Below are 25,283 nucleotides of genomic sequence, written 5' to 3' on the forward strand. Positions count from 1 at the left end.
GATCGACATGGCACGGATCCTGGTGACCGGGGCGGCCAGTGGCCTCGGGCGCGACACAGCGGACGCGTTGGCCGACGACGGGCACGACGTGGTCCTCCACGTACGCAACCGGGCCCGGCTCACCGACGAGGACGCCGCCGGCCGGTGGAAAGGAATCGTCACCGGGGATCTCGCCGAGCCGGACGAGATCCGCTCAGTCGCCCAACAGGCCGCCGCATTCGGCCGGTTCGACACCGTCATCCACAACGCCGGGGTCATGCGCTCTCCCGACGTGACCACCGTGAACATCGTCGCGCCGTACGTGCTGACGGCTCTGATGGAGAAGCCGGACCGGCTCGTCTATCTCAGCAGCTCCATGCACCGGACCGGCTCCACCGACCTGCGGCAGTTGACGTCCGGCACCGCCGGCTACGACGACACCAAACTGTGGGTCACTGCCCTCGCGTTGGCGCTCGCGTCGCGGTGGGAGGGGACGACGAGCCACGCGGTCGACCCCGGCTGGGTCCCCACGCGCATGGGCGGCCCCGGCGCGTCGGACGACCTGACGGCCGGGTCCCGGACACAGGTGTGGCTCGCGACCCACGAGGACGTGACTCCGCGTACCGGCGGCTACTGGTACCACCGGCAGGTGCAGACCCCGCACCCCGCCTCGCTGGACGAGGAGTTCCGGACTTGGCTTCTGGACGCCCTGGAGAGCCACACGGGCGTCCCGCTCAACTGACGTCAGCCCGGCCGCACGTACCGCAACACCTTCACCGCATCTCCAGGCCAACTCACCCTGGCCGTACGCGTGTTGGCGCTTCGCGCCCGATGGATATCCGTGTTCCTTCTGCAGTGAAAGCCATGGTGCCCATGACTTCCGAGATTCCCGCAATAGATCCCGCACCACCCGCGTCGCCCGCCGGCGAGGAGGGGGCCGCTCCGACGCGGCGTACGTTCGTGGCCGCTTCGGCGGTGGGTACGGCCGTGGTCGCCGGCGGGGTCGCCGCCCGGTCGTGGGCGGGTACCGGCTCCGCCGCCGCGGCCGCCCCGTCGACCGAGGTGTCGCTGCACGTCAACGGCGTACGGCACGCGGTCCGTATCGACAACCGCACGTCCCTGCTGGACCTGCTGCGCGAGCACTTGGACCTGACCGGTTCGAAGAAGGGCTGTGACGCGGGAGCCTGCGGCGCGTGCACCGTGCTCGTGGACGGCGAGCCGGTCAACGCGTGCCTCACCCTCGCCGTCCGGCTGGAGGGCGCGGAGGTCACCACCATCGAGGGCCTCACCGAGGGAGACGAACTCCACCCGCTCCAGCAGGCGTTCATCGACGAGGACGCCTTCCAGTGCGGCTACTGCACACCCGGACAGATCATGTCCGGCGTCGGATGCATCCGCGAGCAGCACACCGGCTCCCCGGAGGAGATCCGGGAGTGGATGAGCGGCAACATCTGCCGCTGCGGCTGCTACCCGAAGATCGTGCGCGCGGTCGAGCAGACCGCGGGCCGGAAATGAGGCGTCGCGATGTATCCCTTCACCTACACCAAAGCCTCCACCACCCGTACGGCAGTCGCTGAGGCGCAGCGTGGCGGCCGGTTCATCGCCGGCGGCACCACGCTGGTCGACCTCATGCGCGAGAGCGTGGAGCGGCCCGGCACGCTGGTCGACATCAGCGAACTGCCCCTGGACGGGGTGACGTTCACCGAACAGGGCGGACTGCGCATCGGCGCGCTGGTCACGATGGCCGAGGCGGCGGCACACCCCGAGGTACGGAGGCTGTACCCGGCCGTCTCGCAGGCGCTGGAGCTCAGCGCCTCCGCCCAGTTGCGGAACATGGCCACCGTCGGCGGCAACATCATGCAGCGCAGCCGCTGCACGTACTTCCGGGACGTGACGGCTAACTGCAACAAGCGCGAGCCCGGCTCGGGTTGCGCGGCGCGGGAGGGCTACCACCGCAGCCACGCGATTCTGGGCACCTCCCGGGACTGCGTGTCCACTCACCCCTCCGACGTGGCCGTCGCCTTCGCCGCGCTGGAGGCGACGGTGCACGTGCAGGGGCCCGACGGGGCGCGCCGTGTCGCCTTCGCCGACTTCCTGCTGCGGCCGGGCAGCACGCCCGAGCGTGAACAGGCCCTGCGCGAAGGCGAGTTGATCACCGCGGTGGAGATACCCGCGCATCCGCGCCCGCTGGCGTCGGGCTATCTGAAGGTGCGCGACCGGCAATCGTACGAGTTCGCCCTCACCTCGGCCGCCGTCGCGCTGCACGTACGCGGTGGCGTGATCCGCGAGGCGAGGGTCGCCGCCGGGGGAGTGGCCACCGTTCCGTGGAGGCTGCCGGCCGTCGAGCGGCACCTCGTCGGCGAACGCCCCTCGGGAGACCTGTGGGCCGCGGCAGCCTCGCGCGCAGCGGACGGGGCCCGCCCGCTGCGGCACAACCGGTTCAAGGTAGACCTGCTGAAGCGGACCGTCGAACGCCAACTGCGCATCGTAGGAGAGAGCGAATGAGCCCCCAGCCGCAGGCAGCCGTCGGCGCGCCGCTCTCCCGCGTGGACGGGCGGCTGAAGGTGACCGGTCAGGCGAAGTACGCCGCCGAGCACGACGTCGAGGGCAGCGTGCACGCCGTCCTCGTCGACAGCCATGTCGGCAAGGGCCGCATCACGCGTGTCGACGCGGGCAAGGCGCTGGCCCAGCCCGGAGTGCTGGAAGTGCTCAGCCACCGCAACGCGCCGGAGCTGCCCTACCGCGACAACAAGGAGTCGAACAACCCGCCCGAGGGGCAGCGGCTGCGCGTCTTCCAGGACGACCGGGTCCGCTTCCACGGCCAGCCGGTCGCGGTGGTCGTCGCCACCACCCTGGAGGCCGCCCAGCACGCGGCCCGCCTCGTCGAGGTCGGCTACGACGCCCAACAGCCGTCCACCGAGCTGGAGAAGGCCGACGCGGACGAGCCGACGACGTACGAACGGGGCGACGCGGCAGAGGCTTTCCGTTCGGCGGCTGTGCGGATGGACCTCGACTACCGCACCGCCCGAAACCACCACAACCCGATGGAGCCGCACGCCACCGTCGCCCGCTGGAGCGGCGGCAAGCTCACCGTGTGGGACAAGACCCAATGGGTGGTCGGCACGCAGACCGAGCTGGCGAAGGTCTTCGGCCTGCCCATGGACTCCGTACGGGTCATCTCGCCGTTCGTCGGCGGCGCGTTCGGCAGCGGACTGCGGTGCTGGCCGCACACCGTGGCGGCGGCGCTGGCGGCACGGGTGGTGAAGCGGCCGGTCAAGCTGGCCCTGACCCGCCGGCAGATGTACTTCGGCGCCGGCCACCGGCCCGCCTATACCTACCGGTTGCGGGTGGGCGCGGACCGGCGGGGCCGGCTGAAGGCGATGCTGCACGACCTGGACGCGGAGACCTCGTCGTACGAGAAGTTCACCGAGGCCGTCCTGAACCCCGGGCAGATGCTCTACAGCACCCGCAACGTGCGGCAGTCGTACCGGACCGTGCCGCTGGACGTGAACACCCCGATCTACATGCGCGGTCCGGGCTACGCGACCGCGTCGTTCGTCATCGAGTCGGCCATGGACGAACTCGCCGACCGCCTCGCCATCGACCCCATCGAGCTGCGCCGGCGCAACGAACCGGACGAGGACGAGGCGTCCCAACTGCCCTTCTCCACACGGCGGTTGCGCGAGTGCTACACGGTCGGCGCGCGGGAGTTCGGCTGGGACCGCCGCGCCCAGGAGCCGCGGGCCCGGCGCGAGGGCGACTGGCTCATCGGGATGGGCATGGCCGCCGGTGTGTACGACACCGCGCGCAACACCGCCCAGGCCCGCGTACGGCTGGAGGCCGACGGCACCGCCCAAGTGAGCGCGGCCTCCAGCGACATGGGCCCGGGCACGTACACCTCGCAGACCCAGGTCGCCGCCGACGCGCTGGGGCTCGCGATGCGGCATGTCACCTTCCGGCTGGGCGACTCCCTGTTCCCGCCGACCCCGCCGCACGGCGGGTCGATGACGATGGCCAGCGTCGGCTCCGCGGTCCTCGACGGCTGCGACCAGGTCCGCCGACAGGCGATCCAACTCGCGGTGAACGACGGGGAGTCGCCCCTGCACGGAGTGCCGGCCGACGACGTCGTGGCCCGGGGCGGGCGGCTGCATGTCGCAGGCCAACCGGCGCGCGGGGAGACGTACCGGCGGCTGCTGGAACGCAACGGCCGCGGCCACCTGACCGCCACGGGCTCGTTCGCCCCGCCGACGGGCAAGGCCCGCTACTCCTTCTACGCCTACAACGCGACCTTCGCCGAAGTGGCGGTCGACGCGACGCTCGGCCTGGTCCGCGTACGCCGCATGCTGGGCGTGTACGACGCGGGCCGCATCATCAGCCCCAAGCTGGCCGACAGCCAGGCCGTCGGCGGCATCGTGGGCGGCATCGGCACGGCCCTGCTGGAGCACACGGAAACCGACCCGCGCGACGGCCGGATCGTCAACGCCAACCTCGCCGACTACCTCGTACCCGTCAACGCCGACGTCCCCGCCGTCAAGGCGATCTACCTGGAGGGCGAGGACCCCAGGGCCGACCCGCTCGGCGTCAAGGGCATCGGCGAAGTGGTCCACGTCGGCGTGGCCCCCGCGATCGCCAACGCGGTCTTCAACGCCACAGGCCGCCGCGTACGCCAACTCCCCATCACGGCCGACGCGTTGCTGTGAGGAGGCGGGGCGCCGCCCGCCGGGTTTTTCGCGGCCCGGCGGCGCCCCCTGACCCCGTCAGCCGGCATCTGTGTCCGGCCCCTGCACCTGGCCGCCGGCACGGCTGGGCCCGCCTGCCTGCCGCCTGCCGCGAGCCGAGAGCCGTGGCGGGCGAAGTCGACGAGTCCAGCGGCCCGTTCGGCGCCGCCGAGGGAATCGCCCGGGCGGGCTTGTGGCTCGGCAGCTCGCGAGCCGGCTTCGTCGTGGGCGGCTACGGCCCGTCGGCGCGCTGCCGGGATGGGCCCGCGGGGTCTTCTCCCGGCGTCATACGCCCCGACAGGCGGGGGCCGTACTTTCGGCCGAGGGGGTGGTGCGGGGACCGGCCGGGTGGCCGAGGCGGGGGTGGTGGGCGGACCGGGAGGGTGTCGCGTATGACAGTCCTCTCGCACGCCACGCCCCGTGCCGGCTCCCGTACGCGCAGACCGCGGATCGAGGCGCTCGACGCGCTGCGCGGGTTCGCCCTGTGCGGCATTCTCCTGACCAACATTCCGCAGCTCGCCGGCATGCCGAAGCTGAGGGACGGAGGCTCGCTCGACCCTGTGGCCCAGGTGCTGGAGCTGACCGTCGAGCAGCGATTCTTCCCCGTCTTCTCCTTCCTCTTCGGCCTCAGCTTCATGCTGTTCCACGACAGTGCCGCCGCACGCAGCGCCCGGCCCCGCGTCCTGCTGCTGCGGCGGCTGGTGGCGCTGGCGCTGCTGGGGGCCGGGCACCAACTGCTGCAGCCCGGCGAGGCGTTGCTGCCGTACGCCGTCGTCGGCCTGATCGTCCTGCTGCCGTCGACCTGGCTGCCGCGGTGGCTGCTCGCAGTGGCCGGCACTGCCGTCACCGCTGCCGGGCTCACGCTCGCCTCGGGCGGCATGGCGCTGATCCCCGGCCTGTTCCTGCTCGGCGCGGCCACCGCCCGCTACGACATCGCCGACACCCTCCACGAGCGCACGCGCCAGCTCGCCGTCGTCTTCGCCCTCGCGGCGCCGGCAGCCGTGGCGGGCGCCGTGTGGCAGCACGCCACCCGTACGGACAGTATCGGTGCCCGTTCCTCCGCCCTCGCGGGGCTGGTGATGGCGCTGGCGCTGGTGACCGGGTTCCTCCTGCTCCTGCGCACGCCCCTGGGGCGCCAACTGGAGTGGTTCTGCGCCCCGTTGGGCCGTACCGCGCTCACCAACTACGTCACCGCCACGCTCCTCGTACTGGCCGCCTCCCCGCTGCTGCACCTGGAGGGCTCCACGCAGTGGGCGCTGGTGCCGCTCCTCGCCCTGGTCATCCTGGCCGCCCAGTGTGCCGTCAGCCGCTGGTGGCTGGCCCGCCACCGCTACGGCCCGCTGGAATGGGCCTGGCGCCGCGTGACGTGGTGGCAACCGGTCCCCCTGCGCCGCACGTTGCCCGCCGACCCCGGGAACTGACCACCGCCCGTGCGGTGGAGCGTCGGGCCGCTGGTGAGCCCCCGGGGGCCGGCGCTCACTCGCGGATGAGCCGCTCCAGCCGCTCCGCCGTCGCGCGCAGCGCGCCCAGGTGTGCGCGCGCCGTGGCGTCGTCGCAGCGGAACGAGGGCATGGAGACCGACATCCCGGCGACCGTCGCGCCGCCCAGGCCGCGGACGGGCACCGCGACGCAGCGGCAGCCCTCCACGTACTCCTCTTGATCCTCCGCGCAGCCCGCCTCCCGGACGCCGTCGAGGACGCTCAGCAGTTCCGCGACGCTGGTGACGGTGTGGGCGGTGAAGCGGGGGAGGTCCTGCGCGGCGAGCCGGCGCCGCGCCTCCTCCGGCTCCAGTCCGGACAGCAGCACCTTGCCCACGCCGGTGGCGTGCGCGTGCAGCCGGGAGCCCACGCGGGAGACCAGCTGCATGGGGCGCGGGGACTCGGCTATGGCGATGTAGACGTTGAACACGCCGTCCAGCCGGGCCAGTTGAACAGTCTCGCCGGTCTCCGCGGCCAGCTCGTGCATCAACGGGCGGGCCTGCTGCTCGAGTTCGGCATGACCCGTGTACGCCTGGCCGAGGTGCCACAGGCGAAGCCCCAGCCCGTAGCGCCTGGTCTCCTCGTCGAACTCCAGATAGCCGCGCTGGGCGAGGGTCGCCAGGAGCTTGTGGGCGCTGGAGCGCGGCAGCCCGAGCGCGCCGGTGACGTCGGTGAAGCGGACCGGCCCGCGGTCCGCCACCAGATCGAGGATCGACAGAACCCGGTCCGCGGACTTCACCGCTCCCGCCTGCTGCTCTTCCACGGCGCCCTCCATGTCGCGCGTCCCGCCGGGCTCGTCGCGGGTATTGACACCCGCTGAGTGATCGCTTCCACTGAGTGAAGTTCCCGTGTGAAGACGTTAGTTCACATGGGGGAACTTTTCAAGTGTCCTTCTCGGTGTGCGCCGCAGGGGAGCCGCCCCGGTGCCGGGTGCCGCCGACTCGGAGAAGGGATGGGCGATGGACGACAGCCCACCACGGTCGCCGCGGGGTGCCCCTCCGGCCGCCGGTGAACCTCCACGGGCCGGGGCCGTCGCCTCCGGCGTCGGGAAAGTGAAGCGGCGGCTGGTCCCGTTCCTGCTGCTGATGTACGTGCTCGCCTTCCTGGACCGGGTGAACATCGGCTTCGCCCAGGAGTCCTTCCAGGCCGACACCGGACTGAGTACGGCCGCCTACGCGTTCGGCTCCGGGATCTTCTTCCTCGGCTACGTCTGCCTGGAGGTGCCCAGCAACCTGCTGATGCGCAGGTTCGGCGCCCGCGTCTGGATGGCCCGCATCATGATCAGCTGGGGACTGGTGTCGGCCGCGATGATGTTCGCGCACACCGCCACGGCCTTCTACGTGCTGCGCTTCCTGCTCGGCGTCGCGGAGGCCGGCTTCTTCCCCGGCGTCATCTACTACCTGACGCTGTGGGTGCCCTCGGCCCACCGGGGGCGCGTCATGGCGCTGTTCTACTTCGGGGCGCCGCTTGCCTTCATCCTGGGCAGCCCCTTCTCGGGCGTGCTGCTGGAACTGGGCGGCACCGCAAGCCTGTTGGGCTGGCAGTGGCTCTTCCTCGTGCAGGGGCTGCTGACCGTGGCCGTGGGCATGGCCGCGCTCGCGCTGCTGCCCGACGGTCCCCGCCACGCCCGGTGGCTGACCTCCAACGAACAGGAGGCGCTGGAGACGGAGTTGGAGTCCGAAGCTGCCGGTCACCCGGCCCACACCGGGCTGCGCGGCCTGTTCAGCGGACGTATCGCCCACCTGGCGCTGATCTACTTCGTGGTGCAGGTCTCGGTGTACGGGGTGACGTTCTTCCTGCCCCTGCAGGTCGCCGAACTCGTCGGCAGCCCCGTCGGGTTCACTGTCAGCCTGGTCACGGCCATCCCGTGGGTGTGCGCCCTCATCGGCCTGCTGGTGGCAGGACGGATCGCCGACCGTACGGGCCGCCGCATCCCCGTGGCGGCAGGCTGCCTGGTCCTCGGCGCCGCCGGGATCGCCGGGTCGGCCGCCGCGGACAGCCCGGCCCTCGCCCTGGCCGCTTTGTGTCTGGCCGCCGCCGGATTCATCGCCGTACAGCCCGTGTTCTGGACACTGCCCACCGCGTTCCTCAGCGGAGCCGCCGCGGCCGGCGGCATCGCCCTGATCAACTCCATCGGTTCCGTCGGGGGTTTCGTCGCCCCGAACGTCAAGGCCTGGGCCGACTCCGCCACCGGCTCCACGAACGCCGGGCTGTACGTCATCGCCGCGGTGACCCTCACCGGAGCCGCCCTGCTGTGGGCGTTCGGCGTCCGCAACCGCCCCCGCACCCCTGCCCCGTCCGCCGTCCACTCCAGCGAGGAGGCCGTGAACACCTGATGCGCGCACTGGTGATGAAGAAGGAATGGCAGCTCGACGTCGAGGACCTGCCCGCCCCCGAACCGGAACCGGGCCACGTCCTGGTACGTATCGTCGCGACCGGCATCTGCGGCTCCGATCTGCACGGGTTCACCGGCGAGAACGGACGGCGCTTCGCCGGCCAGGTGATGGGCCACGAAACGGTCGGCCACATCGCGGCGCTCGGCACCGCGACGCACGGCAGCGGCCTCACGGAGGGACAGCTCGTCACGGTCAACCCCGTGATCGCCTGCGGGAGTTGTGCGGCGTGCACCGCCGAGGCGCAGCAACGCTGCCCCGCCCGCCGGGTGATCGGCGTCGACCCCGCCCTGCGCTCCGCCTTCGCGGAGCTGATGACCGTCCCCGCCGCCAATGTCGTCCCCCTTCCCGAGGGCACCCCCGTGGAGTACGGCGCCCTCGTGGAACCTCTCGCCGTCGGCTATCACGCGGCGGTGCGCGGCAGTTGCGTCCCCGGCGACCGGGTCCTGGTGATCGGCGGTGGGCCCATCGGGCAGGCCGCGGCCCTGGCCGCGCTGCGGCTGGGCGCCGAGGCGGTCGCCGTCAGCGAACCGCACCCCGCGCGCCGTGCCCTGCTGGAACGGCTGGGCCTCACCGCCCTCGACCCCGCCGCGGGCGAACTCGGGCCGCGCGTCACCCAGGCCCTCGCCGGAGCGCCCACCCTCACCCTGGACGCCGTGGGCGCCACCGGCACTCTCGCCGACGCCCTGGCCGTCACCGACCTCGGCTCGCGCATCGTGCTGGTCGGCATGCACGCCCAGCGGGTCGAGATCCCCGCGTACGCGCTGAGCACCGGAGAACGCTCGGTCATCGGCAGCTTCTGCTACTCGGCCGGTGAATTCGCGCAGACCGCCCGCTGGGTGGCCGAGACCGACCTCGACCTGTCAGCGCTCGTCGAAGGCCGAGTGGGACTCGACGGCGCGGCCGGCAGCTTCACCGCCCTGGCCGAGGGCACCGACCAGGCCAGCAAAGTGCTGGTCTACCCCCAAGGCGCCCCGCCCCAGGGCGAATCGGCCACCGCACAGCAGGCCCGCACTCCTCTGGAGACCTCCGCATGAGCCCGCGACTCCCGCGCATCCGCAGCCTCCGCGCGTACACCGTCGACGCCGCGGCGGGCGCCGACTACCACGACCAGCCCGACGGGCACTGGATCGACGACCGGATCGCCACGCCCATGTCCGTCTACCCGGAGTACCGGGAGAGCCGGCAGAGCTTCGGGCTGAACGTGCTGGGCACCCTCGTCGTCGAGGCGGAGGCAGAGGACGGCACCACCGGGTTCGCCGTCACCACCGGCGGCGAACCCGCCGCCTGGATCATCGAACGCCACCTCGCCCGCTTCGTGGAGTGCGCCCCGGCCGGTGAACTGGAGCGCATCTGGGACCAGATGTTCCGCGCCACCCTCTTCTACGGGCGCAAGGGCCTGGTGCTCAACGCCATCAGCGGCGTCGACCTCGCCCTGTGGGACCTGCTCGGCAAGCTCCGCGAGGAACCGGTGTACGCGCTGCTCGGCGGGCCGGTACGCGAAGAGCAGGTCTTCTACGCGACGGGCGCCCGCCCCGACCTGGCCGCACAGATGGGCTTCATCGGCGGCAAGATGCCCCTGCACCACGCGCCCGCCGAGGGCGAGGCAGGACTGCGCGCCAACATCGAGGCGATGCGCGACATGCGCGAACGCATCGGCGACGACGACTTCTTCCTCGCCTACGACTGCTGGATGTCCCTCGACGTCCCCTACGGCACCCGCCTCGCGCACAGCCTGCGCGACCTCGGCGTGCGCTGGATCGAGGAGCCCCTGCCGCCCGACGACTACTGGGGCTGCGCGGAACTGCGCCGCAACATGCCGCCGGGCATGCTGTGCACCACCGGCGAACACGAGGCGGGACGGCTGGGCTTCCGCATGCTCCTGGAGATGGGGTGCGCCGACATCCTCCAGCCGGACGTGGGCTGGTGCGGCGGCCTCACCGAGCTCGTACGGATCTCCGCGCTGGCCGACGCGCACAGCACGCTCGTGGTGCCGCACGGATCGAGCGTGTACTCGTACCACTTCGTGATCACCCGTCACAACAGCCCGTTCGCCGAGTTCCTGATGATGGCGCCGAAGGCGGACGAGATCGTGCCGATGTTCAGCCCGCTGCTGCTGGACGAGCCCGTCCCGGTGAACGGCCGGCTCACCCTCCCCGACACCCCCGGCTTCGGTGTACGCCTCAACCCCGACTGCGCGCTCCAACGCCCCTACACCCACTGACACGCCCCCGTACGGAAGGACACCCATGCGTCTCGCCCGCTTCGGACAGCCGGGAGCCGAACGCCCCGCCGTCCTCGACGACGCGGACCGCGTCTTCGACCTCTCCCCGCTCACCCCCGACGTCACCGCGGACTTCCTCGCCGCCGACGGCATCACCCGCGCGCGCCGCGCGCTCGCCGCCGGCGAGCTGCCCCTGCTGGACGTCCAAGGGCAGCGCACCGGGGCGCCGTTGGCCGACCCCGGCGCCGTGCTGTGCATCGGCCAGAACTACGCGGCACACGCGGCGGAATCCGGCGACGCCCCGCCGCGGCAGCCCGTCCTGTTCTTCAAGACCCCCGACACCGTGGTCGGGCCGTACGACGAGGTGCTCGTTCCACGCGGTGCGGAGAAAACCGACTGGGAGGTCGAACTGGCCGTCGTCATCGGCAAAAGGGCCCGCTACCTCGCCTCTCCCGAGGAGGCACTGGAGTACGTGGCCGGCTATGCCGTCTCCAACGACGTGTCCGAACGCGCCTTCCAGACCGAGCAGTCCGGCGGCCAGTGGTCCAAGGGCAAGTGCTGCGAGACCTTCAACCCGCTCGGCCCCTGGCTGGTCCCGGCCGACGAGGCCGGAGACCCCCAGCAACTCCGCCTGCGCTCCTGGGTGAACGGTGAGCCGCGGCAGGACTCCAGCACCGCCGACATGATCTTCTCGGTCGCCGAGATCGTCCACCACCTCAGCCAGTACCTCGTCCTGGAGCCGGGCTACATCGTCAACACCGGTACCCCGCAAGGCGTCGCCCTGTCCGGCCGCTTCCCCTACCTGGCGCCCGGCGACGTCATGGAACTGTCCATCGACCGCCTCGGCCACCAGAAACAGCCCCTCGGCAAGGCCTGACGCGTACAAGCTCTCAGCAGGGAGGGGGCGCGCCCCGAAATCAGTTGCGGGTATGGCGTGGCCGGCCGAACCATGGCGGTATGGGCGGTGACTGTGTGATCAGGGAGGTGCGGGCGGAGGACTGGCCCGCGGTGAAGGCGCTGCGGCTGGAGGCACTGCGGGATCCGCTGGCGTCCATCTCCTTTCTCGAGACCTACGAGCAGGCCCGGGGCCGGCCCGACGCGTTCTGGAAGGACCGCACGGCCAGGGCCTCCGCGGGAGGGCCGAACCGGCAGTTCGTCGCCGAGGACTCCCTGGGCGACTGGGCGGGCACGGTGACCGTGGTGGTGGAGGAGCCCGGGGGAGAGGACTTCACCGGACAGCGCGTCGAGCACCGGCAGGCCCACATCGTGGGGGTCTTCGTGCGGAAGGAGCACAGGGGCGGCACCGTGGCGCGGGACCTGTTCCGGGCCGCGGTCGCCTGGGGACTGGCGCAGCGGGACGTGAGCCGCGTACGGCTGTTCGTGCACGGGGAGAACGGCCGCGCCGAGGCGTTCTACCGCAAGGCCGGCTTCGTGCGCACCATTGCCGTGGGTGAGGAGTACGAGATGGAGCACCGCCCCACCGGGTGACCCTCCCTGACCGGGCCGCGGCGGTCACTGTTCGCCTGGCCGAACGGTCAGCCCGCGGGGGTCTTTTCGGGGTGTTCGACGGTCATCGTCGGCGGTGTCGTCGCATGGGGCAGCGTGACTTTCCGGCCTTTGACCAGAAGCCAGACCATCAGCAAGAACTCGCCGATGAAAGTGAACTGGGCAACGTCGGCCGTGTAGCCGGCGCTTGCGAGGGTGCCGAACCCGTCCACGAGGTAGCCGATCCCGGAGACGGCGAGCAGGATTCCCAGCAGCTTGGGCACGTGGGCGGAGACGAAGGCCAGGTATCCGATCAGGAGCAGATGGATGCCGAAGAGGAGAAGACCGGCGTGCCACAGGTCCTGGAAGGCTTCGGTCTTCTCCAACGCCTGTGTGCGGAGCTGGTCCGCGCTGTAACCCCGCGCCGCGTGTGAATCGGTGAAGAGCGAGAGCGCACCGACGAGTTGCGCGATGGCGACCATGAAGACGCCCGCGTACGCGAGCCTGAACCAGGCCGCGAGGGTGGAGACGCCCTTGTCCGCCGGCTCGAAGAAGGTGCGCAGCGCCCAGGCCACGATCACGTCGAGGACGGCCACGAGGAACAGGCTGATGATGCCGAGCCGGAACAGGGTTTCGGAGGTACGTATGTCCCGGGCTGTCCGTGCCGCGTCATTGTCGGTGACGAGCCGTTCCAGAACGCCGAAGTTGCCGAACACCGCCAGCACGGTCATCAACAAGAGCCCGGCGCCGGCGATCAGTCCGGCTCTGCGCAGGGACTGCGTTACTGATTGCGGAGCAATCATGATTCCTTCTTCAGTTGTGAGTTGGGGACGGTGGGTGAAGGCAGCAGCCCTCCCCGTGGGGCCCTCGCTCAGTGTACGGCCGGTACGGTCCGGGGCGCGTTGGCCGAAGCCTGCACCGTACGGCGTTCCGGCATTCCTCCGGGGGCTTCACGCTGGCACGATGCTGGCATGGCACAGGCAGAGGTCTTCTTGCGGCGATTCTCCCGATGGCAGGCCGATCAGCAGCGCGAGGCCATCGCGGACCTGTACGTGGCGGCCTACCGCGAACCGCCGGCGCAGGAGCCACCCGAGCAGCCCCCGCGGCGGCGGGACTTCCTGAACCGGTTCGCCGATGAAGTACAGCGCCCCGGGTTCGACATGCTGGTCGTCGGCGAGACGTATCTGACCGGCTGCATTTACGGCTATCCCGTGCCCCGTGACGACGGCGGCTGGTGGCAGGCCCTCCGCGGAGTGGTGGCGGACGACGTGGGTGAACTCATCGCCTCCGGACGTGTCTTCGTGCTCGCCGAGCTGATGGTGCTCCCCTCACGCCGCCGCAACCACATCGCGGCCCGCCTCCACGAACGCCTCCTGACCCGCGTCGACACCAACCTGCTCGCCACCCTGATCCCTCCCGAGAACGCCCCGGCGCGCGCCGCGTTCCGCTCCTGGGGCTGGGCCCCGACCACCGCCGACATCCCCGACCTGGAGGTATGGACCCGCGAACCCAAGCGCTGACCGGGCCGGGCGACCGCCGGCCGCACGCATGTCGAAGGGCCACGGCAAGACAACTTGGTCTGCCGTGGCCCTTCTCGCGCGCCGTCGCGGTCACCCGGCGTACTTCAGCCGGCGGATGCTGTGGTCCTCGACGTAGGCCGACAGACCACTGACGCCGAACTCGCGCCCCATGCCGCTCTGTTTGACGCCGCCGAAGGGCATGCGCAGGTCGAGGGACGCGGAGGAGTGGGAGTTGATGAACGTGCTGCCGGCCTCGACGCGGCGGGCCAGGGCGAGCCCGCGGTCCGGATCGCGGGTCCACACCGATGAACCCAGCCCGTACTCGCTGTCGTTGGCCCACTCCAGCGCCTGCCATTCGTCGTCGTAGGCGATGAGCGGTACGACGGGGCCGAACTGTTCCCGGCGGGAGACGGCGTCGGTGTGCTCGGCCTCGCGCACGACGTGCGGCAGGACGTAGTAGCCGTTGTCCCAGCCGTCCGGGTCGAGCTTGTGGCCGAGCCTGACCAGGTCCGCCGCGGAGTTGCGGGTGCGCTCCAGCAGGCCGAGGACCCTCTCGTACTGCGCCTCGTTGTTGAGCGGTCCGAGCCCGGCGTCCGGGTCGAGGCCGTGGCCCACCGCGTACTCGTCGGCGCGCTCGCAGAAGGCGTCGGCGAAACGCCGGTATATCCCGCGCGGCACGTAGACGCGCTTGACCGCGAAGCAGATCTGACCGCTGCGCGTGTAGACGCCCGGCAGCATCCGGTCGACCGCGGCGTCGATGTCGACGTCGTCGAGCACGATCGCAGGGTCGTTGCCGCCGAGTTCGAGAGTGACGTTCTTGACGGTCTCGCCGGCGGCGGCGAGGACCTTGCGGCCCGTCCCGGTGCCGCCGGTGAAGCCGATCTTGCGGACCAGCGGGTGGGAGCAGAGCGCGGCGCCGACGTCGCTTCCGCCCTGGACCACGTTGAGGACCCCGGGCGGCAGGAGCGCGGACATGCGGCTCAGTGCGAGGGCGAGTGCCGCGGGGGCGTACGGCGACGGTTTGAGCACCAGGGTGTTGCCGGTGGCCAGCGCGGGGGCCAGCTTCATCATGGCCAGTACGACCGGCAGGTTCCACGGCACGATCGCTGCCGCCACACCGCGCGGGACCTTTTCGAGGCTGATGAAGCTCTCCTCGTCCTCGTACTGGACGGGCTCCAGGAACTCCTCGGTGAGCGAGGCGGTGTGCTGTACGAAGCCGGCGGCGAGCGTGAAGTCGTCGTGCGCCTCCCGGGCGAGTCCGCCGTGCTCGCGCACGAGTTGCGGAGTCAGTTCGCCGGCCGATTTCGCGAGGATGTCGGCCGCGTTCAGCAACTGCTGTACGCGTTCGGCTGCCGAGACGTGCCGCCAGGTGAGGAATGCCTCGTGTGCGCGGTGTACGGCGTGGTCCACATCGTCGGGGGTGCCGACGGCGATCTCGGCGACGACCTCGTCGAGCCGCCCGGGGTCGTGCACGGGCCGCGTGGTGGCGGGCGCGGTCATCTCGCCGCCGATGAGATGGCCGACGTGCGGGACGGCCGTTGATGTCATGGTGAACTCCCGTTGGTCGCACCGCAGTTGGTATGCGTCGAGCTCCTGACGGCCCCGCGTCAGAAGGCTGTGAGGTAGTGGTCGATCTCCCAGTCGTCGACACCGGTGTGCCAGTCGAAGAACTCCTCGCGCTTGAGCCCGGCGAAGTATTCGCTCACCCCGGCCCCGGCGACGTCCAGCGCGCCCGTGATCACCGGGTCCGCGGACATCGCCTCCACCGCGTGCAGCAGCGTGGGGGGCAGTTCGGGGCGGTCCGTACGGGGCGGCGCCCCGGGCAGGCCCGGTGCGCCCGGGTCGAGTTCGCGGTCCAGACCGTCGAGTCCGCCGGCCAGTGCCGCCGCCAGCGCCAGGTAGGGGTTGGTCGCACCGTCGGCGCCGCGCAGCTCGATCCGGTCGCCGTCGGGTACGCGGATGTACTGGGTGCGGTCGTTGCCGCCGTAGGTCGCCCGCCGCGGTGACCAGGTGGCTCCCGAGCGGGTGGACGTCGCGTTCGTGCGCTTGTAGGAGTTGACGGTCGGCGCCAGTACGGCCTGCAGCCCCGGGGCGTGGTCGAGGACCCCCGCGAGGAACTGGTAGGCCACGGTGGAGAGTTCGAGGCCGTGTGCGTCGGAGCCCTCGCCGTCGGCGGGGAAGAGGGGCCGGTCGCCGTCCCACAGGGACAGGTGCAGGTGCATCCCGGAACCGGTGCGGTCGGCGAAGGGCTTGGGCATGAAGGTCGCGGTCATGCCGCGGGCCTCGGCGAGCGTCGAGATCAGGTAGCGGGCCGTGATGACCCGGTCGGCGGTGGTCAGCGCGTCGGCGAAGGCGAAGTTCTGCTCGAACTGGCCGTTGGCGTCCTCGTGGTCGTTGGCGTAGTTGCCCCAGCCCAGGGTGTTCATCGCCGAGGAGACCTCGGTGAGGTGGTCGTACATCCGGGTCAGGCCACGGGCGTCGTAGCAGGGGCGTGCGGCGTCGTCGCGTACGTCCGCGACGCGCAGCCGCCCGCCGTCCTCCCTGGTGACCAGGAAGTACTCGATCTCCGCACCGGCCCGCAGCTCCAGCGAGCGTGCGGAGGCGCGGGCCAGCAGGTTCCGGAGGATGACACGCGGCGCGTAGGGCCAGGGCCGCCCCTCCACATGCGGGTCGCAGTGCACCAGAGCAAGCCCCCGACGCACATGCGGTATCGGGGTGTACGAGGCCGCGTCGGGCAGGACGACCACGTCCGGATCGTGCGGCTGCTGCCCCAGCGCGCCCACCGCGTACCCGGCGAATCCCACGCCGTCGCGTTCGAATTGCTCGCACGCGGAGACCGGCACCAGCTTGGCGCACGGCTTGCCGGTGAGGTCGACGAACAGCGCCAGCAGGAATTCGACCCCGTCGGCGCGGGCCCGTTCGGTCAGGGTTTTCGCCGGGGCGGACTGCCGCGCCGGCCGGACGTCGAGCAACATGTGGTACCTCCTGGTGCGGGTCACGGGAGAAGCGGGCGCAGCACGGTGTGGGCCCAGGCGCCGAGGCCGGTCGGGGTCGTGGTGAGGACGGACCGCTCGTTCTCGGGGGTGAAGTCCTGCCTCAGTCCGGCGGGCATACCGGCCATCGCCTCGGTCTGTTCGGTGGTGAGCCCCTGGTCCGAGAGCGCCTGCCGGAACTCGGCGTCGCTGATCCCGACTGCCTTGACCGGTTTGCCCGTGGCCTCCGAGATGATCTCCGCTGCCTGCGTGAACGTGAGGTCGCACGGGCCGTGGACCGCCTGTACGTGCCGGTCCGACCACCCGTCATGGAGCAGCCTGGCGGCCGCGATGTCCCCGATGTCGCGCGGGGCGACCCAGGGGATCGGCTGGTCCAGGGGGAAGGTGGTGGGCAACAGGCCCTGTCTCAGCTGGTCGAGGCTGAGCAGGAGGTTCGAGAAGAAGTAGCCGCACCGCAGGTGGAGGACGGGGGCCGCCAGCCGGTCGAGCTGCTCCTCGGTCCGGGCGAGTCCGTCGATCTCGCCGACGCCGTGGCGCTTCTCGGCGCCCACGCTGCTCTGGAAGACGGTCCGGCGGATGCCGTTGCGCGCGATGGCCTGTGCGGCGTTGGCCCCCAGCGCGGCATGGGAGGCGACCGGGTCCGGGTCGGTGGTGGGCGGATCGACCCAGAACAGCGCGTCGACGCCTTCGGTGGCCTCGACGACCGCGTCGGTGTCGCGCTGATCGCACTGCACGGTCCGGACCGTCTCCCGGAGCTCGGGGCTGAGCTTCGAGGGGTCCCGGAGCAGCAGCGTGGGCCGTACTCCTGCCTGGATCAGCAGCTGGGTGACGCGTGAGCCGACGTTTCCGGTCGGTGTGGTGACGGCGACGTGCATGCTCGCCTCGCTTCCTCGGCCGGTCTCCGGTGCGGCGTTCACCCCGTGCGCTCCTCGTCGCGCAGGAGCTCGGCGCCGTGTTTCTCGACGAATTCGGTGATGATGGTGTCCTGTTCCCTTCGCAGATCCCGGCCCCGGCAGAACGAGTCGAGCGCCGAACTGAGCCTGTGGTGCCGCTGCTGCACGGCGTCGTAAGGAATGCTGGTGAACGCCACCAACTGGTAGAGCGGGGTGTAGAGATCCGGGTACAGCTCGTGCAACCGGCGCTCCAGCGCGCGGCGTTGGAGGAACGAGGCGCTGGTGACGTGCGCCGAGAGTTCCTGGAGATTGCGCAGGGACAGTTCCGCCAGCGCGTGTCCCGCCGCGACCCGCGTTCCGCTGTATTTCTCGACCACGTTCTCCACCACGGCCTCGTCGCCGTCGCCGGCCCCGTACCGGGCGTTCTCCAGCAGCCCCGACAGCGTGGCCGCGTCCTCGAAGCTGCAGTTGATGCCCTGCCCGAAGAACGGGACGACGGCGTGTGCCGCGTCCCCGACGAGCACCGCGCGCCTGTGGTGATGAGGGGCGCAGCTGACGATGCGGAGCCTGCCGGGTGTGTGCGACATCAGCTCCTGGCCGACCTCGGGCATCCGGTCGAACACGTCGGGGAACTCAGTGGCGCAGTAGTCGCGTATGGCGCCGGGTGAGGACAGCTCCGCGAACTGCCGCCGCGGGGTGTCCCGGGCCAGCGGTTTGAACAGGCTCGTGGTGAAGGTCTGGTCGCGGTTCGGCTGGGCCTGGAGGAAATGGTCGCCGCGCGGCCACAGGTGCATGCCGCTCGGGTCGGCGCCCCGGTACTCCATGGTGATCTCGGCGTACCCGTGGTCGATGGTGTCGCGGGTGACCCACATGTCGTCGGGGTGCGTACGGGAAATGGCCTCCCGTACCGCGCTGTTGGCCCCGTCGCAGCCGGTCACCAGGTCGGCCGGAACCCATGTGCCGACGCCGTCGCGTCCTTGCAGCAGTGCGGCCGGGCGGGCGGTGTCCACGTCCACGCACTTGCGTCCGTAGTGGATGCGGGCGCCCGCCCGCAGCGCGTGGTCGCGCAGGATGGCCTGGAGGACCCGGCGCGGGATGGACAGCAGATGGTGGGCGTCCGCTGTGCCGTAGGGCTGCGTGGAGATCGCGCCGTCACGGTGGTGGATGATCCGCTTGACCAGCACCGAACCCTGCAGGTACAGGCGGCGCTTGACCGACCGGGGCAGGCAGTCGAGGCCGCGTGAGGTGAGGGTCAGGTTGAAGGAATTGCCCGACCCCGACTCGACCGACTCCTCCTCCCGTTCGAAGACGTCGACCTCCAGGCCCTGCCGCCGCAGCAGCGTGGCCAGCGCGCAGCCGACAGGGCCGGCGCCGATGATCACCACTGAGCGTGTGGCCGGCTCAGGCATGGTGCTCCTCCGAGGGTGACCCGCCCGGCTGCGGAACCGCGCCGAGCGTGCGGAAGTACGCGAACATCTGACGGACCCAGCCGGTGTCCGCCGGCGGGAACGGGCATCCGGCGTCTGCCAGGGCCGACGCGGACTTGGCGTTGGCGAAGGAGAGGTCGCCCAGGCGCATCGCGCCCTCCCGCATGAGGGGCACCAGGGGCCCCAACCCCCATCCCCGGTCGCCTGATTCGACCTGCCGTTCCAGCGCGGCCATCCAGTCGGCAGGTGGCACCGGGTCGAGGGGATGCCCCTCCGCGCGGATCGCCCGGAGGATCTCGTCCCAGGTGAGTCCGCGCGCGTGGAAGAGATGCCAGTCCTCGTTCTCCGGCCGGTCCTCGGACAGCCGGACGACCGCCCGCGCCACGTAGTCCACGGGGAGCAGATCGACGGCCGGCATCCCCGCGAGGTCCTCCGGGTAGCGGCCGAGCGCCGCGAACCCCTTCATCTGCAGCCAGAAGAAGTCGTCGTGCCGGCAGGCACCACTGCGGCTGTGCCCGGCCACCCGGCCCACACGGTGCACCGTGACCGGCAGGCCGAACTCCCTTGCCTGCCGCGCCAGATGCTCGGCGACCCACTTGCTCTGCGAGTAGCCGATGCCCAGCGACGCGGGATCGCCCGGCACCGAGCCCTCCTCGACCGGGCTCTCCGTGGAGTCCGGCGGGAAGACGCCGAGTGTGGAAATGACGCGCAGCGGTGTGCAGTTGACCCCGCAGAAGTCCAACAGTCGCCGCATACCGTCGACGTTGGTGTGCTTCACCGTGTGGTACGGGGCGACGAAGTTGATGTGTGCCGCCGCGTGGTAGACCTCGCTCACTTCGCGTGCCCACGCCTCGTACGCCTCCCCGAGGCCGAAGTGCGGCCGCGTGAGGTCGCCGGGGCAGATCTCGACGTCCTCGGTCCCGGAGGCGTCGAGCGCGAACTTCTCGAACGTCGCGCGCAGGCGGCCGCGCCCCTCTTCCTCGCTGCCGGCGCGGACGAGGCAGGCCACGCGGTGCCCGGAGCGCAGCAGTTCCTCCACGAGATGGCTGCCGAGGAAGCCGGTCGCCCCGGTGACCAGCACCTTCTCCCGTACCGGCGGGCGCCGTTCGCCCACGGCCAGTCGCGGCAGCCGGGCCTCGCGGCGCAGGTCCGGCAGGCCGGTGTCCCCTTCGCCGCCGAGGCTGCGGGTCATGCCGCGGACCGTCGGTGTGCTCAGCAGCGCCGAGAGCGCGACGTCGGAGCCGAAGTGCTCCCTGGCCAGCCGGTGCAGCCGGGCGGCCAGCAGGGAGTGCCCGCCCTGCTCGAAGAAGTCCAGGTCCGGGGTGGCGGGCCGGTGCCCGAGCAGCTGCGCCCACAGTCCGGCCATCGCCCGCTCGGCATCGGTCCATTCGGCATCCGAGGCACCCTCGCTGTCGCCTTCGCCACTGTCCGGCAGGGGACCGGCGTGCAGCATCGCCTCCAGCGCCCGGCGGTCGGTCTTTCCGTTCGGTGTCAGGGGGAAGGCGGCGACGCGGGTGACCTGACGGGGCACCATGTAGTCCGGCAGTACGGCGCCGAGACGCCCGCGCCAGTCCGGCGGCAGCGGCGCGTCGCTCTGCGCGAACGCGTGCAGGACGCGGTCACCGCCGGCGGGAACGACGAGCACGGCCGCCGCGTCCACCTCCAACTCCCGCTCCAGCGCCGCCTCGACCTCACCCGGCTCCACGCGGTACCCGCGGATCTTCACCTGGTCGTCCTCCCGGCCCCGGTAGTGCAGGCGCCCGTCCGCCGCCAGGACGACCAGATCACCGGTGCGGTACATCAGCTGCCCCGGCGCGAACGGGTCGGGCACCATGGACCGGCCCGTCTTCTCCGGCAGGCCGATGTAGCCGGGCGAGACGACAGGCCCCGCGATGCACAGCTCCCCCTCGACGCCGAACGGAGCGCGCTGCGCGGCCTCGGCGTCGCTGAGCACGTACGCGTCGACTCCCGCGACCACCCAGCCGATCGAGGGGAGGGCGGGCCAGGCGTCGGGGTCGGCGGGGAGGCGTTCCTCGCTGCACAGGTGCGCCTCGGAGGGACCGTAGGCGTTGATCAGCCGGGCCTCCGGGTTCCGGCGGAACATCTCGCGCAGATCCTCGGTCACCACCAGCCGCTCGCCGGTGACGTACACCTCGCGCAGGTCCGGGAGGTCCACCGCGAACGCGCGCAGGGCGGCGGCGAGTTCGCGGAGCGCGACATAGGGGAGGTAGGCCCGCTCGACGCGCTGCTCCGCCATGAGCGCGGCCAGTTCCCCGAAGTCGGTGCGGGCGCTCGCGGGCGGGATGACCAGCGTGCCCGCGGCGCACAGCGTCCCGAAGACCTCCAGGGTGAACACGTCGAAGGCCGGCGGCATGTACGCCAGGGTGGTCATCGGGCGGCCGGAGGAGAGGATCTCCTGGTTGCGCACCAGATTGGCCAGCGTCGTCTCCGGCAGCGGCACGCCCTTGGGGTGTCCCGTGGAGCCGGAGGTGTAGACGATGTACGCCGTGTCCTCTGGCGACTTGCGCCCCCGGTCCGGCGCGGCTCCCGGGCGGCTGATCCCGGGCACGTCGACGACCTCCAGACCTTCGGGCAGTTCCACGTCTGTCAGGTCGGCCCCGGCCCCGCGCACCAGGATGCCCGCGCCGCAGTCGTGGAGGGCGAAGCTCAGCCGCTCTGCCGGGTGTCCGGCGTCGAGGACGACGTAGCTGCCGCCGGCCCGGAGGATTCCGAGGATGGTGACCACGAGTCCGGCGCCGGGGCGCATCAGCACCGCGACGGGTGCGCCCGCGCGGATGCCCCGGCCGGCCAGGCCCGCCGCCATCTCGTCGGCCCGCCGGGCCAGTTCGGCGTAGTCCGTCGTCGTGCCGTCCGCCACGACGGCCGGGGCCGTGGGTGCCGCTTCGGCGGCCGCGGTGAACAGGTCCTCGGTCAGCTCGGTGCCCAGCCGCGGTGCGTCGGTCCGGCGGGCGCAGAACTCCGCGAGCGCCGCCTCCTCCTCGTCGCCGGTCCAGCGCATCTCGCGGACCGGCGTGTCCGGGCTGTGCAGCGCGGCCTCGACCAGCGTCCGCAGCCGCCGGGCGAGGTGGCCGGTGAAGCTCTCGCCGTCGGCCGCGGCCGTCGTGTGCTCGACGATCAGCGTGTAGTGGTCCGGCGTCTCGTCCACCACGATCGCCAGGTCGTACTTGGCTCCTCCCGGTACGTGCTCCCACGTGTCGGCGCCCCACTCGCGCAGGTCCAGCCGGCGCGAGCCGGCCGGCATCACGGTGACCATGGCGTTGAACAGGTCGCCTGCGCTGCCGAGTTCGGCGCCGGAGGCGCGCAGGTCGCTCACCACGGCCTCCAGCGGGGTGTGCCGGTACCGCAGGGTCTCCAGGACCTCCCCCTTCACCGCGCGGAGCACGTCCCGCACGGTCGCCCCGTCGGTCAACCGGTGCCGGAGCACGACGGTGTTGGTGAGGTGTCCGAGGACCTCGGCGTCCCCGCTGTCCCGCACGCTGACCGGGATGCCGAGGAGGGTGTCGTCCTGCCCGGTCTGCCGGTGCAGCAGGAGGAAGCCGAGGGCGAGGAAGAACATGCTGCTGGTGAGGGCCTCGGCCCGGCAGAAGTCGCTCACCCGCGCCGACAGCTCGTCGTCGAGGGCGAGTTGCCGGGTGATGTGCCGGGTCGGGCCCTCACCCGGCAGGCCGACGGGGGCCGGCGCGGGGGCGTCCGCGAGCTTCGCGCGCCAGTAGTCCGGTACTCCCGCGCCGGTCCACTGCTCGGACCAGCGGGTGTACGCGTCGACGGCCTGGCGCGGTGCCTGCCCGTCCGGTCGGCGTCCCTGCGCCAGCGCCGTGTAGGCCGCTTCGAGCCGGCTGAGGAAGGGCTTGAAGGACATGCCGTCGAAGACGGTGTGGTGGATGTTGAACACCAGCACACTGCGGCCCTGATCGGTGAGGCGCAGGTGCCGCACCTGCACGAGAGGCCCGGCGTACAAGTCGAAGGCGGTGGCCGCGACCTGGGCCGCCTGCTCGGCCAGCCACTCCTCGGCGTCCGGGCCGGTGTGCTCGCGCACCTCGACGAGCGGGTCGAGTACGCCGTGCACGATCTGGCTCAGTTCGCCGCCCGCGTCCATCTCGAACGTGGTGCGCAGCGCGGAGTGTTCCCGGTGCACGGCGTGCAGCGCCTCGACCAGCAGGGCGTGGTCCAGCGGCACCCCGAGGCGCAGCAGCAGGGGCTGGTTGTACGCCGTGGGGTCCGCCCCGGAGACACTCGCGAACCAGATGCCCGTCTGGGCCGGGGAGGCCGGGAAACGCTCTGCCGCGAGCGGGGGTTGGCGTGTGGGAGCGGTCATCAGCCTCGCCCCCGCTTGGTGCGTATCAGGTCGGCGACGCCGCGTACGGTGCCGGCTCCGACGATTTCGTCGGGGGCCAGGGCGACCCCCACCACGTCCTCCAGCCGGGCGCCCAGGTCGATCAGGTGCAGTGAGGTGATCCCGCTTTCGAGCAGCCCCTCGTCCGGGCCGGTCTCCTCGCCCCCGCGCACGTCCGCCAGCGTGGAGGCCACGACCGTGGTCAGCGTGTCGTGCTTCGTGCCGTCGCGGGTGCGGCCGGTGGCGCGGGCCGCGAGACGCGAGGACAGCTCCTTGCGGTCGATCTTGCCGTTCGCGTTGAGCGGCAGCGCGTCGAGGACGAGGACAGCCGAGGGGACCATGTAGTCGGGCAGGCGTCCCCGCAGCTCCTCCAGCAGGTCCCGCTCGGCGAGTTCGTGGCCGGGCGCCGGCACACACCACAGGGCGAGCCGGTCCGTCGTACCGTCGCCGGGTACGGCTTGGGCGACCGCCTGGGCGACGCCGCGTACCGTCTCGGCGGCCATCTCGACGTGCCGCGGCTCGACGCGGAACCCGCGCACCTTGACCATCTGGTCGGTGCGGCCGGCCAGTACGATCTCGCCGTCCCCGGTCAGCTTGGCCAGGTCGCCGGTCCGCAGCCAGCGCCGGCCCTCGTGCCGGACGAACTTGCGCTCGGTGAGCTGCGGATCGCCGTGGTAGCCCAGTGCGAGGCCGTCGCCGGCGATGCACAATTCGCCGATCTCGCCGGGCGGCGAGAGGTCGAGGGTCTCGGTGCGTACCGTCATCTCGACGGCCGGCATGGGGCTCCCGACCGGGATCTCGGCCGTGGACAGGTCCTCCGCGGTGACTTTGTGCACCGCGGTGAGCGCCGAATTCTCCGTGCAGCCGAAGGCGTTGAACAGGTCACCGTCCTGGACGGCGGCCAGTGCCTGCTCGATGTGGCGTGCTGAGGGGAAGTCACCGCTGACGATCACCGAACGGACCCGGGCGACGGTCTCCGGGTGGTGCTCGACGAGCAGATTGAACAGGTCCACGGAGAGGTTGAGCACCGAGATCCGCTCGCGCTCCACGAGCCGGGCGAGGTCGCCGAGTTGCGGCACGTCCTGCTGGGCGACGGTGAGCCGGCCGCCGCGCAGCAGGCAGGTCCAGATGTCGGTGGTGGAGGCGGCGAAGGCCGGCTGGGCGAGTTGCAGGAAGCGGTCGCCCGGTCCGGGCGTGAAGCCGGTGAGGTGCCGGGAGACCCGGGAGATGCCCCGGTGGGCGATGACGACGCCCTTGGGCTCGCCGGTCGAGCCCGAGGAGAACAGCAGGAACGCCGGTGCCTGCGCGTCCACTTCGCGCGGTACGGGTGCGCCGGACGCCGCCGAGGCGTCGGCGAGCAGGTCGTCGAGCGGGAGGCACGCACCGGAGGGGATGCCCTCGGGGGCCCCGGCGCCCGTCACCGTCAGGGAGGGCCCGGCGAGGCGCCACATCCGCGCGGTGTGCTCCGCGGGATGGCGGGGGTTGAAGGGGACCACCACGAGTCCGGCCTTGAGGATGCCGAGGAAGACCTGACAGGTCGCCAGGCCGCGGTCGAAGTGCACCCCGACGTGCTCACCCGGGGCGAGCCCCCGCTCGCGCAGCACCCGCGCCAACTGGTTGCCGCGCGCGTCCAGTTCGCCATACGTCAAGGTCGTCCCGCCGTCGGAGAGCGCCTCGTGCGCGGCGTACTCGCGCGCCGTCCGCTCGAAGGCGTCGGCGATCGTCTCCGTGGTGGTGGACCCGGCCGCGGTGGCGGTCTCCGTCGTCGCGGCCGGTGGCGGCGTGGTGGTCACTGGGTGTGTCATCGCGTGAAGTCACC

Annotated in this window: 19 protein-coding genes; 11 read left to right on the top strand and 8 right to left on the bottom strand. The window is 71.7% G+C overall.

Annotation, left to right across the window (positions count from 1 at the left end; genetic code table 11):
• Positions 1-7: 7 nt before the first annotated feature.
• From AC3AGO_RS32150 to AC3AGO_RS32170, 5 genes are all read left to right on the top strand, one after another.
• Positions 8-721 (top strand): SDR family NAD(P)-dependent oxidoreductase, encoded by a 714-nt coding sequence (locus tag AC3AGO_RS32150; protein WP_487823793.1) that lies wholly within the window; start codon positions 8-10, stop codon positions 719-721.
• Positions 722-852: 131 nt separating this feature from the next.
• Complete coding sequence (locus AC3AGO_RS32155) at positions 853-1,494, top strand: (2Fe-2S)-binding protein (protein ID WP_487823794.1); 642 nt, start codon at positions 853-855, stop codon at positions 1,492-1,494.
• A gap of 9 nt (positions 1,495-1,503) precedes the next feature.
• A complete protein-coding gene (locus AC3AGO_RS32160; protein WP_487823795.1) occupies positions 1,504-2,484 on the top strand; it encodes an FAD binding domain-containing protein in 981 nt (326 codons plus the stop codon).
• The gene (locus AC3AGO_RS32165; RefSeq protein WP_487823796.1) at positions 2,481-4,679 is read left to right on the top strand and encodes a xanthine dehydrogenase family protein molybdopterin-binding subunit; all 2,199 of its coding nucleotides are present in this window, start codon (positions 2,481-2,483) and stop codon (positions 4,677-4,679) included. Before AC3AGO_RS32160 ends, AC3AGO_RS32165 begins: the two co-directional genes overlap by 4 nt.
• A 410-nt stretch (positions 4,680-5,089) precedes the next feature.
• Positions 5,090-6,118: a DUF418 domain-containing protein gene (locus AC3AGO_RS32170; RefSeq protein ID WP_487823797.1), complete on the top strand. Its 1,029-nt coding sequence runs from the start codon at positions 5,090-5,092 to the stop codon at positions 6,116-6,118.
• A gap of 55 nt (positions 6,119-6,173) precedes the next feature.
• Here the strand turns inward: AC3AGO_RS32170 and AC3AGO_RS32175 are convergent, their stop codons facing one another.
• Entirely contained in the window at positions 6,174-6,938 is a 765-nt protein-coding gene (locus tag AC3AGO_RS32175) for an IclR family transcriptional regulator (RefSeq protein WP_487823798.1), read from the bottom strand.
• Between the two features lie 160 nt (positions 6,939-7,098).
• On the opposite strand from AC3AGO_RS32175, the gene AC3AGO_RS32180 reads away from it, so the two are divergent.
• From AC3AGO_RS32180 to AC3AGO_RS32200, 5 genes are all read left to right on the top strand, one after another.
• Positions 7,099-8,511, top strand: coding sequence for an MFS transporter (locus AC3AGO_RS32180; RefSeq protein WP_487823799.1), 1,413 nt, complete (start codon positions 7,099-7,101; stop codon positions 8,509-8,511).
• Entirely contained in the window at positions 8,511-9,605 is a 1,095-nt protein-coding gene (locus tag AC3AGO_RS32185; RefSeq protein WP_487823800.1) for a zinc-dependent alcohol dehydrogenase, read from the top strand. The genes AC3AGO_RS32180 and AC3AGO_RS32185 overlap by 1 nt, the downstream gene beginning before the upstream one ends.
• Positions 9,602-10,792 (top strand): L-rhamnonate dehydratase, encoded by a 1,191-nt coding sequence (gene rhmD, locus AC3AGO_RS32190; RefSeq protein ID WP_487823801.1) that lies wholly within the window; start codon positions 9,602-9,604, stop codon positions 10,790-10,792. Before AC3AGO_RS32185 ends, rhmD begins: the two co-directional genes overlap by 4 nt.
• A 25-nt stretch (positions 10,793-10,817) precedes the next feature.
• Positions 10,818-11,669, top strand: a complete 852-nt coding sequence (locus AC3AGO_RS32195; protein WP_487823802.1) for a fumarylacetoacetate hydrolase family protein — start codon at positions 10,818-10,820, stop codon at positions 11,667-11,669.
• 80 nt (positions 11,670-11,749) lie between these two features.
• Positions 11,750-12,280, top strand: a complete 531-nt coding sequence (locus AC3AGO_RS32200) for an N-acetyltransferase family protein (RefSeq protein ID WP_487823803.1) — start codon at positions 11,750-11,752, stop codon at positions 12,278-12,280.
• Positions 12,281-12,327: 47 nt separating this feature from the next.
• On the opposite strand, the gene AC3AGO_RS32205 is transcribed toward AC3AGO_RS32200, so the two are convergent.
• Positions 12,328-13,080, bottom strand: a complete 753-nt coding sequence (locus AC3AGO_RS32205; RefSeq protein WP_487823804.1) for a DUF4386 domain-containing protein — start codon at positions 13,078-13,080, stop codon at positions 12,328-12,330.
• A 168-nt stretch (positions 13,081-13,248) separates the two neighbouring features.
• Here AC3AGO_RS32205 and AC3AGO_RS32210 point away from each other — a divergent pair, with 168 nt between their 5' ends.
• Entirely contained in the window at positions 13,249-13,797 is a 549-nt protein-coding gene (locus AC3AGO_RS32210) for a GNAT family N-acetyltransferase (protein WP_487823805.1), read from the top strand.
• A gap of 90 nt (positions 13,798-13,887) precedes the next feature.
• On the opposite strand, the gene AC3AGO_RS32215 is transcribed toward AC3AGO_RS32210, so the two are convergent.
• The 6 genes from AC3AGO_RS32215 to AC3AGO_RS32240 are packed head-to-tail and all read right to left on the bottom strand — an operon-like array spanning position 13,888 to position 25,269.
• Positions 13,888-15,345: an aldehyde dehydrogenase family protein gene (locus AC3AGO_RS32215; protein ID WP_487823806.1), complete on the bottom strand. Its 1,458-nt coding sequence runs from the start codon at positions 15,343-15,345 to the stop codon at positions 13,888-13,890.
• A gap of 59 nt (positions 15,346-15,404) precedes the next feature.
• Positions 15,405-16,772, bottom strand: a complete 1,368-nt coding sequence (gene glnT, locus AC3AGO_RS32220; protein WP_487823807.1) for a type III glutamate--ammonia ligase — start codon at positions 16,770-16,772, stop codon at positions 15,405-15,407.
• Between the two features lie 20 nt (positions 16,773-16,792).
• Positions 16,793-17,707, bottom strand: a complete 915-nt coding sequence (locus AC3AGO_RS32225; RefSeq protein WP_487823808.1) for an NmrA family NAD(P)-binding protein — start codon at positions 17,705-17,707, stop codon at positions 16,793-16,795.
• Complete coding sequence (locus AC3AGO_RS32230; protein WP_487823809.1) at positions 17,704-19,092, bottom strand: FAD-dependent oxidoreductase; 1,389 nt, start codon at positions 19,090-19,092, stop codon at positions 17,704-17,706. The genes AC3AGO_RS32225 and AC3AGO_RS32230 overlap by 4 nt, the downstream gene beginning before the upstream one ends.
• On the bottom strand, positions 19,085-23,446 hold the full coding sequence (locus AC3AGO_RS32235) for a non-ribosomal peptide synthetase family protein (protein WP_487823810.1): 4,362 nt from the start codon (positions 23,444-23,446) through the stop codon (positions 19,085-19,087). Before AC3AGO_RS32235 ends, AC3AGO_RS32230 begins: the two co-directional genes overlap by 8 nt.
• The gene (locus tag AC3AGO_RS32240; RefSeq protein ID WP_487823811.1) at positions 23,446-25,269 is read right to left on the bottom strand and encodes a non-ribosomal peptide synthetase; all 1,824 of its coding nucleotides are present in this window, start codon (positions 25,267-25,269) and stop codon (positions 23,446-23,448) included. The genes AC3AGO_RS32235 and AC3AGO_RS32240 overlap by 1 nt, the downstream gene beginning before the upstream one ends.
• Positions 25,270-25,283 lie beyond the last annotated feature (14 nt).

The organism is Streptomyces sp. BL1, assembly GCF_057628045.1.

Coding starts and splice junctions, on each gene's coding strand:
- AC3AGO_RS32200 (WP_487823803.1), top strand. CDS start 11,750: ATGGGCGGTGACTGTGTGATCAGGGAGGTGCGGGCGGAGGACTGGCCC.
- AC3AGO_RS32195 (WP_487823802.1), top strand. CDS start 10,818: ATGCGTCTCGCCCGCTTCGGACAGCCGGGAGCCGAACGCCCCGCCGTC.
- AC3AGO_RS32210 (WP_487823805.1), top strand. CDS start 13,249: ATGGCACAGGCAGAGGTCTTCTTGCGGCGATTCTCCCGATGGCAGGCC.
- AC3AGO_RS32155 (WP_487823794.1), top strand. CDS start 853: ATGACTTCCGAGATTCCCGCAATAGATCCCGCACCACCCGCGTCGCCC.
- AC3AGO_RS32165 (WP_487823796.1), top strand. CDS start 2,481: ATGAGCCCCCAGCCGCAGGCAGCCGTCGGCGCGCCGCTCTCCCGCGTG.
- glnT (WP_487823807.1), bottom strand. CDS start 16,772: ATGTTGCTCGACGTCCGGCCGGCGCGGCAGTCCGCCCCGGCGAAAACC.
- AC3AGO_RS32150 (WP_487823793.1), top strand. CDS start 8: ATGGCACGGATCCTGGTGACCGGGGCGGCCAGTGGCCTCGGGCGCGAC.
- AC3AGO_RS32215 (WP_487823806.1), bottom strand. CDS start 15,345: ATGACATCAACGGCCGTCCCGCACGTCGGCCATCTCATCGGCGGCGAG.
- AC3AGO_RS32185 (WP_487823800.1), top strand. CDS start 8,511: ATGCGCGCACTGGTGATGAAGAAGGAATGGCAGCTCGACGTCGAGGAC.
- AC3AGO_RS32230 (WP_487823809.1), bottom strand. CDS start 19,092: ATGCCTGAGCCGGCCACACGCTCAGTGGTGATCATCGGCGCCGGCCCT.
- AC3AGO_RS32205 (WP_487823804.1), bottom strand. CDS start 13,080: ATGATTGCTCCGCAATCAGTAACGCAGTCCCTGCGCAGAGCCGGACTG.
- AC3AGO_RS32160 (WP_487823795.1), top strand. CDS start 1,504: ATGTATCCCTTCACCTACACCAAAGCCTCCACCACCCGTACGGCAGTC.
- AC3AGO_RS32170 (WP_487823797.1), top strand. CDS start 5,090: ATGACAGTCCTCTCGCACGCCACGCCCCGTGCCGGCTCCCGTACGCGC.
- AC3AGO_RS32240 (WP_487823811.1), bottom strand. CDS start 25,269: ATGACACACCCAGTGACCACCACGCCGCCACCGGCCGCGACGACGGAG.
- rhmD (WP_487823801.1), top strand. CDS start 9,602: ATGAGCCCGCGACTCCCGCGCATCCGCAGCCTCCGCGCGTACACCGTC.
- AC3AGO_RS32235 (WP_487823810.1), bottom strand. CDS start 23,446: ATGACCGCTCCCACACGCCAACCCCCGCTCGCGGCAGAGCGTTTCCCG.